This window comes from Paenibacillus taichungensis (genome assembly GCF_050994985.1).
In the GTDB taxonomy this organism is placed as follows: Bacteria; Bacillota; Bacilli; order Paenibacillales; family Paenibacillaceae; genus Paenibacillus; species Paenibacillus taichungensis.
Genome location: NZ_CP194720.1, coordinates 274,550 through 287,048, shown reverse-complemented (window position 1 = coordinate 287,048; position 12,499 = coordinate 274,550). Strand labels below are relative to the sequence as shown.

At 47.1% G+C, this 12,499-nt stretch carries 12 protein-coding genes and 1 riboswitch; of the genes, 1 reads left to right on the top strand and 11 read right to left on the bottom strand.

All coding sequences use genetic code 11. The features are described from left to right. Nucleotides 1-42 precede the first annotated feature (42 nt). The 5 genes from ACR1R9_RS01435 to ACR1R9_RS01415 all read right to left on the bottom strand — a co-directional run bounded on the left by ACR1R9_RS01435 (nt 43) and on the right by ACR1R9_RS01415 (nt 4,668). On the bottom strand, nt 43-702 hold the full coding sequence (locus tag ACR1R9_RS01435; protein WP_076290913.1) for a methionine ABC transporter permease: 660 nt from the start codon (nt 700-702) through the stop codon (nt 43-45). Then, the gene (locus tag ACR1R9_RS01430) at nt 703-1,737 is read right to left on the bottom strand and encodes a methionine ABC transporter ATP-binding protein (RefSeq protein ID WP_076290914.1); all 1,035 of its coding nucleotides are present in this window, start codon (nt 1,735-1,737) and stop codon (nt 703-705) included. 127 nt (nt 1,738-1,864) lie between these two features. Beyond that, nucleotides 1,865-2,006, bottom strand: a riboswitch (SAM riboswitch). 130 nt (nt 2,007-2,136) lie between these two features. Next, nucleotides 2,137-2,865: a Cthe_2314 family HEPN domain-containing protein gene (locus ACR1R9_RS01425; protein WP_433921888.1), complete on the bottom strand. Its 729-nt coding sequence runs from the start codon at nt 2,863-2,865 to the stop codon at nt 2,137-2,139. 216 nt (nt 2,866-3,081) lie between these two features. Further along, nucleotides 3,082-4,011, bottom strand: coding sequence for a COX15/CtaA family protein (locus tag ACR1R9_RS01420; RefSeq protein ID WP_371121674.1), 930 nt, complete (start codon nt 4,009-4,011; stop codon nt 3,082-3,084). A 312-nt stretch (nt 4,012-4,323) separates the two neighbouring features. Beyond that, complete coding sequence (locus ACR1R9_RS01415) at nt 4,324-4,668, bottom strand: thioredoxin family protein (RefSeq protein ID WP_063566123.1); 345 nt, start codon at nt 4,666-4,668, stop codon at nt 4,324-4,326. A gap of 143 nt (nt 4,669-4,811) precedes the next feature. On the opposite strand from ACR1R9_RS01415, the gene ACR1R9_RS01410 reads away from it, so the two are divergent. After that, a complete protein-coding gene (locus ACR1R9_RS01410) occupies nt 4,812-6,092 on the top strand; it encodes a DUF2515 family protein (protein ID WP_433921889.1) in 1,281 nt (426 codons plus the stop codon). A gap of 138 nt (nt 6,093-6,230) precedes the next feature. Here the strand turns inward: ACR1R9_RS01410 and ACR1R9_RS01405 are convergent, their stop codons facing one another. The 6 genes from ACR1R9_RS01405 to ACR1R9_RS01380 all read right to left on the bottom strand — a co-directional run bounded on the left by ACR1R9_RS01405 (nt 6,231) and on the right by ACR1R9_RS01380 (nt 12,494). Next, entirely contained in the window at nt 6,231-7,859 is a 1,629-nt protein-coding gene (locus tag ACR1R9_RS01405) for a putative polysaccharide biosynthesis protein (protein WP_099858137.1), read from the bottom strand. A gap of 60 nt (nt 7,860-7,919) precedes the next feature. Continuing rightward, on the bottom strand, nt 7,920-8,360 hold the full coding sequence (locus ACR1R9_RS01400) for a DUF456 domain-containing protein (protein ID WP_063566179.1): 441 nt from the start codon (nt 8,358-8,360) through the stop codon (nt 7,920-7,922). 54 nt (nt 8,361-8,414) lie between these two features. Continuing rightward, entirely contained in the window at nt 8,415-9,164 is a 750-nt protein-coding gene (locus tag ACR1R9_RS01395) for a Cof-type HAD-IIB family hydrolase (protein WP_076290920.1), read from the bottom strand. Nucleotides 9,165-9,837: 673 nt separating this feature from the next. Next, nucleotides 9,838-10,710: a metal ABC transporter permease gene (locus ACR1R9_RS01390; protein ID WP_063566127.1), complete on the bottom strand. Its 873-nt coding sequence runs from the start codon at nt 10,708-10,710 to the stop codon at nt 9,838-9,840. Beyond that, nucleotides 10,710-11,669 carry a metal ABC transporter permease gene (locus ACR1R9_RS01385; RefSeq protein ID WP_076290922.1) on the bottom strand — a complete coding sequence of 320 codons (960 nt, stop codon included), beginning with the start codon at nt 11,667-11,669 and terminating at the stop codon, nt 10,710-10,712. Before ACR1R9_RS01385 ends, ACR1R9_RS01390 begins: the two co-directional genes overlap by 1 nt. Before the next feature lie 3 nt (nt 11,670-11,672). Further along, nucleotides 11,673-12,494 (bottom strand): metal ABC transporter ATP-binding protein, encoded by an 822-nt coding sequence (locus tag ACR1R9_RS01380; protein ID WP_256716889.1) that lies wholly within the window; start codon nt 12,492-12,494, stop codon nt 11,673-11,675. Nucleotides 12,495-12,499: the final 5 nt, after the last annotated feature.

Genomic DNA, 12,499 nt, shown 5'->3' with positions numbered 1-12,499 from the left:
TGCCCCAAATCGATACCGAATCAGGCAAATGCTATATATGTGTTATTTCCTGGTGAACCATTTAACCAAACGATCGCCCGCCATCTGAAGCACTTGCACCAGAATGATCATAAATACTACGGATATAATCATAATTTCATTCTGATAACGGAAGTATCCGTAGTTGATTGCCAATGTTCCCAGACCTCCACCACCAACCATTCCCGCCATCGCCGTGTAGGAAACAAGGGTAACGATTGTAATGGTGATCCCGGCTAGCAGACCCGGCAATGCCTCTGGCAGAAGCACACGCCTTACAATCTGTCCGGTTGAAGCTCCCATCGCCTGTGCCGCTTCAATGACGCCACGATCCACTTCACGTAGTGTAGTTTCCACCAACCGGGCAAAGTATGGAGCTGCGGCAATGACGAGCGGAGGTATAACACCCAGCACCCCTGTAGCTGTGCCAACCAGTGAACGGGTAAACGGAATGAGTGCAACAATCAGAATGATAAATGGCACTGATCGGAGAATGTTTACAATAAACGATAGTATCGTGTACACCACTTGAGACTGAATTGAAGTCGACCTTGCCGTCATAAACAGCAATACGCCTAACGGCAAACCAATGATGATCGTGAATAGGCCCGATGCTCCCAGGATTTGCAGCGTTTCAATTGAAGCCTTACCAATTTCTTCCCAACGTACCGTCGAAAAATCCATTTAACGAAGCACCTCCACATCAAGTCCCTGATCCACTAACTCTTTAATGGTGAGATTAATCTCATCTAACTGCCCCTCAAACCGAACGGTCAGCTGTCCATAGGGAACTTGTTTGATCGTTGAGATGGTGCCTTGCAAAATGGCGAAATCCACTCCTGTTTTGCGAACCGTTCTGGACAAAATCGCCTCATAGGTTTTATTGCCCAGGAAGGATATTTTCACAAGCTTAGAAGCTCCGTTCGTCTGTAATGAGACATCTGCACTCGCCAGAGCAGTCTCTTCTAATGCAATTCCAACCTCATGGTCCCGCATCATAAAGTCACGCGTAATGGCATGCTGCGGCTTGAGGAACACTTCCGTCACTGGGCCTTGCTCCACGATGCCTCCCTGATGGATAACCGCCACCTGATCACAGATATTCTGGATCACGTGCATCTCATGGGTAATTAGAACAATCGTCAGGTTATACTTTTCATTGATATCCAGCAATAACTTCAGAATCGAATCGGTTGTCTGGGGATCAAGTGCCGATGTGGCCTCATCACACAGCAATACGTTCGGATCACTCGCGAGTGCTCTTGCTATACCTACCCTTTGCTTCTGTCCGCCTGACAGCTGGGCCGGATATTTATTGCTGTGGTCCTCCAGTCCAACCAATGCAAGCATTTCCTTCACTTTCCGATCAATTGCAGCCTTGGGCGTATTAACGAGCTTTAAAGGAAAAGCCACATTATCATATACCGTAGCTGAGGATAACAAATTAAAGTGTTGGAAAATCATGCCGATCTTACGCCGTTGTTGTTGTAGATCGGACTTATTGAGATTGGTTAGGTTGATTCCATCAACCCAAACCTCGCCTGCCGTGGGGCGTTCGAGCAAATTGATACAACGGATCAATGTACTCTTGCCTGCACCGGAATGTCCGATAACTCCGAATATTTCACCCTTGCGGATATTCAAATTTAGATCGGATAAGGCCGTCGTACTTTTTGAACCTTTACCGTACGTTTTGGTTAAACCTTTTAATTCAATCAAAATTACTGCTCCTTCCCACTGCCTACATGTATCTTTACCCGAATGAAAGGAAAACTCCCCTTCATCGTACAAAAAAAGAGCCCCTTTTGCAGAAACAAAAAGGGCTCTTCACGTGAAAGATTATACCTTCTCATCTGCCAAAATCGTGCCTTGCACCATTTTGTAGGAATTAGCACCTAACATCTATAAAGTATGACACAGCTGTCATGCAGTTATAAATCGGTTGCCGGGCTTCATCGGGCCTGTCCCTCCGCCGCTCTCGATAAGAAATATTTAATTTATAAGTTCAGTAGTAGTTATAATGTTAATGTCATAAATGTTAATTCCATCTAACTGTCGATCAGGAACTCAGTATAATCCAAGTATTCCGATTTGTCAAAGGCAAATATTACTATCCAATCAGTTCTTCGGTTGATGCAATACCTGTTTATGCCATTTCTCATTGATGTAGCCATACGCTGCTTTTAACGTCTCACATACCATATCCACACCCTGCCGGAGTTCCACGACATGTTGATCCAGATCCTCCAGCTTCACTTTCCCTTGCAAAGTCTGGTGCAGCTGCCACAGATCATCCTGCATTTCGGAGTTCATGTAATGAATCTCCATGTTTCGTCGTTTGCGCAATTTGCTCATTGGCTCACGGTAAGAGTCCTTGATCCGAATTAGTTCGTTGGCAAGAACATAATGCAGCTTATCATATCCGAACTGTCTTAATACGGTGAAATAAGAATAATGAGTTTTAACATTGGTTGTGTTCAGCTCAAATATTTCATTCAACACTGTACCTAACTTATCCAGAATGGCAAAACATCGGATGAAGCCATCCTTATAGAAATAGACGTAACGGGCATACTCTGCTTTTTCTGGTAATGTCATATCATCCGTAGAGCCCGCTTTGACTTTCTGACGGAAATGGGAAGCTGCAAAACAGCTTTGTTCCAATTCATCCAGCGAAGAGATCAGTCCCTGGGTCCATATATATAGTTTACGAAAATCATGGGTAGGATCATGGTCCACATGCATCTGTCGCTGAAATAGCTCAAGTGTATCCGCCATCGCTTCCATCGCTTCCTTTAGTATGCCTTCGTTCTTACGCGGCTTTTCACCCAGCAACGTTCGCAGCATATATAGCCTCCTCTTTCCACTCTGCAGATCATCAAATTAATAATAATTCATCATATTAAACAAAATCGGAATCAGAGTAAACGTATGACCGCTGCTTACAATAGGGTGCCCTGACACGCCTGACATCAAACAAAGTTCACCTGTCCAATGATGTACATCATCGGATGGTGAACTTCACTGGATTCATCCCCTGAACTACAATAATTCGGATATAGATTAGAACCGGTTAACGGGCCGATGCAACTTGTACACCAGGAAACTCATATACGTTAATACACCGAATAAAATGGCAATATCAAGCATATGCGCCAGCGCTACGAACATATACACTTCCGGACGGTTCATCGTGAGCATCAAACCAAAACCAATCACCACTTGCAACAAAACCAGTACAACAGAAATGACTCCTAACGCTCTTAATTCCGTGTTATCCGGATGTTTGCGATACGCAAAATGACCGAGAATTGCAATGACGATTACTAATGAAACAGCCGCCACCCGGTGAGCAAAAGCAACAGCTACGCCTCCCGAGAGCTCAGGAATAATCTGCCCGTTACAGAGCGGAAAGCCTGAACATCCTCCAGCAGAATCCGTATGGCTCACAAATGCTCCAGTATATACCACGAGGTACGTATAGATCGTGGAAAACCACACCAGATTTCGGAAGCCTTTGCTAACTCGCGGATATCGATTCAGTCTTTCCAATCCACCATGGCGAGCTTCCTGCCGAATACCAAGCGCCATCATCAAGGAGCTGGCAAAAGCAATTAAGGCAAATCCGAAATGCAGTGCCATGACTGCGGAAGATTGGGAGAATACGACGGCAAAAGCCCCCATAATTCCTTGGACAATAACAAATATCAGCGTTAACAATGAAAACAATTGCAGATCACGGCGTGATTTGCCAAACCGCAAAAATGCTACAAAAGAGGCTATGGACAAAAGCCCTGCCAGTGCGCTGACTGCGCGATGGGAAAATTCAATTAGTGAGGCAACAGTATGTGCAGGCACAAGTTTTCCGTTACATAAAGGCCATTCTGCGCCGCAGCCGAGGCCCGATTCCGTTCGGGTCACTACGCCTCCGCCAAATGTGGCCAGAAACATGACAAGACAGGTTAATACGGTTAACCATTTAAACAAGGTTATGTGCTTCAATTTTTTTCTCACCCGCTGTTGGTTTAAGATGGCGAAGAACTACATCCTCCGCTTGATTCGTTACTTTGACACTTATTTCACAACTAAATTCATTATACCGGATAAATGTGTCATTGACGCCGCGCTTTGTGACAAAATGTTAACGTCTGTCGAGAAGTTGACCCACAGGTCATCGGCAAATATGTACATTATTACAACCTTAGTTTCTCCCGAAAACTCGGAAAATACAAACGCCACTTCCCTATTTCAAGAGAAATGGCGTTCCTTTAATTATAACCTTTAACATGGTTAACCTGTCATGTTTTATTTATGAATCGTGTTATACACCTCAACTGCACGCTGCAGGAATTGCTCAATCTCTTCTCTCGACTTGCGCAGTTTGTTCACATAACGAACAAGTTCCCGGCCATCTGTGTAAGCTACAAAGCTGGGGATGCCGAGGATATTTTGCTCTTCGCTCACTGTACCCACCTGATCTACGTCGACCTCAACCAACTTCAGTTCACGAGCAAACTTCTCTTCAACTTCAGGCATAAACGGATCGATGTACTTGCAATCACCACACCAATCTGCCTTAAATACAGCTACAGTCAAACGCGGAGATTGGATTGCCACATCAAATTCCGGTTTCGATGTAATCTTTTCCATTACAACATCTTCCTTTCTATACCTTGTCTTATCCTCTAAGTGAAGCAAATTGCGGAGTGGAAGTCAAATATTCGGCGCATACTGACATCAACAGCTTCTTAAACTAAAACCGTAATCAGAATATCAGGAAAGGAGGTCATGTCATGACTTCCGTTAAATCGGATTCCTCCGAGTCTGCCCATCATGGGTCAATATTACAGATGGTTCGATCCATCCCCGGTGCGGCCCGGGAAGTGTGGAGGGGCAAACAGGCGGCTTGGCAAGCCTCTGCACAGCTTCGTCATCCCTTGCGTGATATGGCTTGGGATTCCGACATGGCTGCTACCTTACAAGCTGAGGTGGAGCGCCTATTGCCTGGAAACGAGAATGCTTTTGCCCGAAATACACTCAGTGCACTGGTCTGTGAAGAGGACTGCATTATTCTGGAAGAGATCAAGACATTAACGCAGGAAAACAACCGGAGTAACATCACTCGCACAGCAGCATACCTGGAATGTTACGAACAGTATCCTGAGCTGCATTGGGCCCTGCTTGCCCATATGGTATCCCGCAACGGCGGATATCACATGACCGATCTCCAGAGTGACCTTATGCACAATCTGCAAAATCAAACAGATCGTGAGCATATGTATCGACTACTGGAGCGATGCAATGCCCTCATTTTCCAGGATGCTTATCCCCAGCTTCTGTTATATATGAATAGCCGCCGGATCGGCCGGAGCTGTTTTCATTTGTTGTCCCATTTTCATGTATCGGCGTTCATGACGCCATTTTGGGAACGATTTTGGCTGGAGCGATGCAGCTCGCTGCTTAGTGTGGCATTAATTATTAATGAGCAGAACTATATCGAGAGCCGGGTCGTGCAGCATCCCTATTTTCAAAAACAAGTGCTGTCCAAACCCGCATTCCATCTGCATAATCTGGCTGGGCTGAATCATATCGTATTTCCACTCGGACGGGAAAAAGGTCTTGCAGGCCGGGTTATTGAACATTTTGGCAAACTGGATGAGCGGATTATGTTTGGCAAAGGTTTATATGCGATGCTGTTTGGCGTGGAACAAGTGTTTACTCAAGTATTGGAGTTTGCACGCTCGGTTCCCCACCGTGGCTCACGTGCTGAATACTGGCCTGGTCTGTTCACCGCACATAAAGATGAAGCCGGAGAAAATGAGCTCTATAGTCAGGAGCTACTGGATCAAGAATGGCTAGCAGAAGGACAAAGGTTATATAGTCCTGAATTGCTGGCTGTATGGGGTGATACGCCGTATGAACCGATTACAAGGCAGGATTGGCTGCAAAATCGAGATTGCCTCGGTCATCTCACTGCCCCGCGCCGCCCCTGGCTGTTTGAGATGAGCCATGAACATCGGTACGGCATGCTGAAAACTGCATTGGCCCATGATGCAAAAACCTTGACGCATTAAGGACAGAGGCTTTATCCAGGACTCGTCTAGTAGAAAAAAATGGACTACCTTTATTGGTATAAATAAAAAAGCCCTGTCCGCTATGAAAGCAGACAGAGCTTGTACTTATTTCAAACAATATATTATGTGTTGAATCGATTATCCACGTTGCCCGGCTCCACGTTGTAGACGCATGAGCGGACGGAGTATTTTTTGCAAAATACGAGGGTAACTGCCCAGTTCGTCTTTACGAAGTACACGTAGAACAACCATGAGTACCAGATACACGACAACCACAAGCGCACCCACAAACAGACAGGTAACGAGGAATGATACACGTGCTGGCAGGAATAAATCAAAGATGGAGTTCCCAGCCCAGTTCGCTGCAAAACCAACACCTGCTGCAAGCAGCACGGTAATGATGAATCCTTTCCAACGATCACCCATGATCGAGAAATCAACAATTTTGCGAAGTACCCGCAGATTGAGGTACGTAATAACCAAGAAACACAATGCGGTCGCAATAATGATTCCGTAAATGCCAAAAATCGGAGCCAGAATTAAACTCGCTATGAGTTTGACTACGATACCCGCAGCTACACTGATCATTGTAATCCGTGGTTTACCCACCCCAAGCAAAATGGAGTTCGTGGTCATCATTGTAATTTGGAAAATAGTACCGAACGTCAGCAATGTAATGATTGGTGTCCCGTCTGGGCTTGTAAACAGCAAGCCGTTAACGGAATACGCTGCCGCGCATAGAGCGATAACGATTGGCATCCCGGTCAGAATCGAAATGCGCAAAGCAAGCGTCACCTGGTTTTTCAGATGAACTTCATCCTTGCGTGCAAAAGCTGCCGAAATGACTGGCACAAGTGATTGACTCAGTGCGATAGCCAAAATCGGAGGAATGCCTGCAATACTTTGGGCCTTGGCACCGAGAATGGCAAGAACTCCTGTCGCTTCTTCCAGTCCGATTCGTCCGCTAAGCAGTGGAACTACCAACGATGAATCGATAAAGTTAATCGCCGGAACAGCGAGTGAAGATAATACGATTGGAATCGAAAGTTTGAATATATCGCTGTAAATACCCCGCATGGGCAACTGCTCCGCACGCTCGTAATTCAATTGCGCCGCACGGTCATTTTTGCGAAGCTTCAAGGTGAAGTACAACATGACAGCAAAAGCGCCAATACTTCCGAATACGCCCCCAAATGAAGCCCCTGCTGCAATGGTTTGATCATCATAATTCCATTGCAGCATAACAAACGCCACGATGATCGCTGTACCTACACGTGCAAACTGCTCCACAATCTGTGAAATGCCGCCTGCCGTCATATTGCCACGACCCTGGAAATATCCACGCATCATTGCGATGGCCGGGAAGAGAAGCAGCGCTGGAGCCAAGGCCCGAATGGCGCTCACCGATTCCGGTACTTTGGATACGTACGTCGCATAATAAGGTGCTGCGAACCATAATAAAGCAGACATCACTACCCCGGCTACAGCCGCAAAGATCAGGGCTGCACGGTAGATTTGTTGAGCTTCACCTGCGCGTCCCAGTGCATAACGTTCCGAGACCATTTTGCTAAGTGTACTCGGTATGCCTGCTGTAGCAACGGTTAACAGCATTAAATATACCGTGTTGGAGATGGTAAACGATGCGTTACCGATATCGCCGAGGATATGCTCCAGCGGCACCCGTTGAACTAATCCGAGTACCCTCGCAATCAGCGCAGCTGCCGCCAAGATGAGCGTACCTCTAATAAATGTTTCCTTCTTAGACAAGCCAATTCCCCTTCTTTCCCCCACACCGACGTGCTTCCAGATGAAGCCGCTCCCGAACGTCTATGCGAATCTTACCACCCAGATAATAAACAGAACAATCATGACGATTTGCAAAATAATTTTCATTACGGTGCTCGTAAACAGCCCCACCACGGAACCAAATCCGACTTTAGAAGCTTTGGCTGGTGAAGAACCTCCGATCAGTTCTCCAATAAAAGCACCGATAAATGGCCCCAGTACAAGTCCGAATGCCGGAATGACAAATGGGCCAATGATGACACCAATCGTACTGAGAGTCGTCGATAATTTGGAGCCGCCGAATTTCTTCACACCCCAGGCACTGACGACATAATCAGCCACAAACAGCACCACTACGATCAAAATCTGGATAATCCAGAACCATACACCGAACGGAACAAAGCTGAAGAACCAGCCATAGACCAGAAACGCGAAGAAAATCGCTACAGCACCAGGCAGTATGGGATATACCGTTCCGGCCATCCCCACCGCAAACAGCAGTACAATTAAAATCCAGCCAACGGTTGCGAGCAAAGGTTACTCCCCCTTCAAAATATGATCACGGATGACTTCGACAATGCCATCTTCGTTGTTGCTCGCTACGATCAGGTCAGCCGCTTCCTTCACTTGTTCCTGCGCGTTGCCCATGGCAACACCAAGACCCACAGCTTCAATAACAGCCAAATCATTCAAGCTGTCTCCAACAGCAACTACTTCGGACATCTCTATGCCCAGAAGCTTGCAGACTTCAGCTACGCCGCTCGCTTTGGATACACCACCAGGGTTAATCTCAATATTAACAGGTGATGAGTTCGTCATTTGCAAGCCGCCCATTTGTTGCAGCTCCATCATAATCTGGTGACGGACTTCATCTACTTCGGTATTGAATCCGAATTTCAGCCATTCCAGACCTTCAATATTGTCCGTCCAGCGATCCCGGTTAAACAGCTCTTCCACGGAGTATGCCCAGTACCAGCTATTATATTTTTCGCCAATCTCCTGCATTTTGCGGATCAATGCCGGGTCCATCAGATGGCGCATATGCAGATCATGCGGAGCTTTCCAGACTTCACTGCCATTGACCGTTACCATCGGGGTCTCCAGCCCAAGCTGTACCGCATAAGGCATCGCATGAAAAACAGCTCTTCCCGTCGAAAGGCACACATGCACTCCCCGGCGAATGGCGATCTGAATCCATTTGGCGGTTTCCTGTGTGATCTCATGATTATCGTTAAGCAATGTTCCATCCATATCCAATGCAAGCAATTTGTATTTTAGTTCACTCATGCCGTATTTCCTCCTCAGTTGTCTCTCTCCAAGTTGAACTCATGGATATACATATAGACACTATGTGGACAGAAAACCTTTCGATCACTGTTATCTTTGATTTTATATATTTCCTTTATAGCTACAACATTGGTATTCCTAAGGGTCTGCAGGGTGAACGTTACGGGGACGGATCGTCTTCCGATCGCTGTTGTATCCAAATTTTCTTGAACCAACTTTCTAATAGTTGTAATTTGGATACAAAGGCGAACGCTTCGCTTCTTCAGATCGATTCCGTTCCCTCCACTACGCCTGTTATTTATAAAACCCAATATACCTGTTTGGAAAAACAAAATTTATAAAACCAAGTAATCGCTTCTTCAGGACTTTTCTGTCCTCTCCGTTTCCCAAAGTATCTCCAGTTCAACTTATATGCTCTTTATATCTTATCTAACAAACTCTCACAAAAAGATCGCCCGGCATTCGCGTAGGCGGATGCTCCGGACGTCACAGCTAACGACATTTTACCACAGATCATCGGCCTGCAACAAAGTAACCCGCGATACGGGTGAACCTTTACAACATAGCAACAGGGGTCTGTTCCAATTCATGTAAGAGTCTGGTATGAAATAAAATTACCCGTAGCCATGAAAAAACCGCCTGCGATGCAGGCGGCTGCTACTTTTTTTATCCATTAACGTGCCGCGAATTTGCGACGAGCATACCGGAAGACAATACCATGCTTTGGAGACAGCAGCAGCGCTAGCACAAACAGAATTCCTGCTACGGCCACCATACAACCTGCAATGGAAGCATCCAACGCGTAAGCCATGATGTAGCCTCCTACCGAGGAAGCTGCTCCTACGAGCACGCTGTACAGAATCATTTTGCCCAATCGATCCGTGAGTAAGTAAGCCGTCGCTGCAGGTACAATCAACATGCCTACCACGAGAATAGACCCTACGCTCTCAAATGAAGCCACAGATGTCATGGAAACGAGCCCCATAAGCAAATAGTGGAACAACACCACCGGAATACCGCAGGCCGCAGCCAGCGCCGGATCAAAAGCGCACAACTTGAACTGCTTGTAGAACAGGCCGATTACAAGGAGGATGACCAGCAAGGTGATGCCCAGCATCCAGACCGCCCTTGGGCCTACATCCGTCCCCCCAAGCGTTAAGGTATCCCACTGGACATAAGCGATCTCACCGAACAAGACACAATCGAGATCCAGATCAATATGCCCGGCATTCAAACTGATCAAAATCACACCCACTGCGAAGAGTGCCGTAAACACTATTCCGATAGAAGCATCCGATGATAGTCCTCCAGCCTGCAAGCTTTGAATGAAGAACACCGTCAGTAATCCAAATACGGTTGCCCCAAGCAGCATCCATAACGAATCACGTGAACCGCTCCACAGGAAAGCAATCGCAATACCTGGGAGAACCGCATGACTGATCGCATCTCCAACCAGAGCCATCCGCCTTAATATGAGAAAACAGCCAAGAATGGCACAGGCGGAGGATACCAGGATGGCCGTCAATATAATCCAAAACGTTGCCATTACAACTCACCCCGTTCCTGCTGTGCTCGCTGTGCAGAGAGTGTCTGGAGCGTGGCATGCTCTTCTCTCAAGTAAGCAGATTTCGCCTGTATACTTCGCAAACGCCGTGCCAACAGTCCGCGCCGTGGAGCAAGTAATGCGGAACCCGCAAATAGTACTGTCGCTGCCAGTACGGTTACTGGTCCTGTCGGCAGATTAGGCACCAAGGTGCTGAAGATTGTACCTGTCGCACCGCTCAGTGCTCCAAAAACGCCAGCCAACAGTACCATAAGCGAGAGCGAGTCCGTCCAGCAGCGAGCTGCTGCTGCAGGGGTCACCAGCAAAGCGGCGACAAGCACCACGCCAACCGCCTGAATCCCTGCGACAACCGCAATAACGGTCAACAGCAGAATCAGTTGTTCCAGCATGCCAACTGGCAGTCCCATACCCCGTGCAAATCCCGGGTCAAAGCTCACCAGCTTGAATTCCTTGAACCATGCCAGACAAGCGATCAATAATACAAGACATACACCGCCCATGACATACACATCCGTCATCACCATGGATGCGGCCTGACCGAACAAATATTTATCAAGTCCGCTCTGACTGCCACTTGCACCGTGCTGAATCCGAGTAAGCATCACTACGCCAATACCGAAAAATACAGTTAGCACAATCCCCATTGCCGCATCCTGCTTGATCCGGGAATACCTTGTAATCCACGAAATCCCGAAGGTCGCAATGATTCCAGCCACAAGCGCACCGAACAGAAATAATCCTACTGATTTGGTTTCAGTCAACATAAAAGCGATACAAATTCCTGGCAGAGCTGCATGCGCCAGCGTATCTCCCATGAGACTCTGACGACGCAAAAATGTAAAAGAGCCAATAATTCCACTACTGAATCCGAGCAACAAGCAGCCAAGCAATATCCAGCGTGTATTGGGATCGGACAAAATGGCTACTATCCAGTTCCACATGCACTACACCTGGCCTTTCTCCGACCGGCTTCCGATCATCGCTATCCGGCCTCCGTACGTCTCTTGCAAAGTATCCGGTACAAATACTTCATTCGTCGGTCCACCTGCAACCAGCCGTCCATTTAGCAACAGCACATGGTCGAAATATTCCTCTACTGTCGCCAGATCATGGTGAACAACCAGTACGGTCTTCCCTTGCTTCTTTAACTGTTCCAACAGTGAAATGATAGCTTTCTCCGTTGTGGCGTCCACACCTGCAAATGGCTCATCCATAAAATACAATTCCGCATCCTGTACCAGTGCTCTTGCCAGAAAGACACGCTGCTGTTGCCCTCCGGACAACTGACTGATCTGACGGTACATATAATCACCCATGCCCACTTGCTCCAGGCAGTGAGCTGCCAGATCCCGTTCTTTTTTGCCAGGACGGCGGAACCAGCCCAGATGTCCATAACGCCCCATCATGACAACATCGAGGGCGTGTGTTGGGAAATCCCAATCAACAGATTCACGCTGAGGTACGTAGCCGATGCGGCGACGCTGTTCTCGGTAGGACTGACCAAAAATTTTTACTTCGCCGTGCATTTTAGGCACTAGTCCCAGAACCGCTTTGATCAAGGTTGATTTCCCGGCCCCATTGGGACCAAGAATACCAATCAACTGACCTTCCGGGATGTCAAAAGATACCCCACTGAGCACCGGCTTTTTATGGTAAGCCACCGCCAGGTCCCGAATACTAAGCGGAGCTGATGTAGGCTGTGTTCCCTTCAGATGGTTAGCATTTAGTTGTGGTTGAGATTTTTCGGATAAAAATGTATCGCTCATGCTCT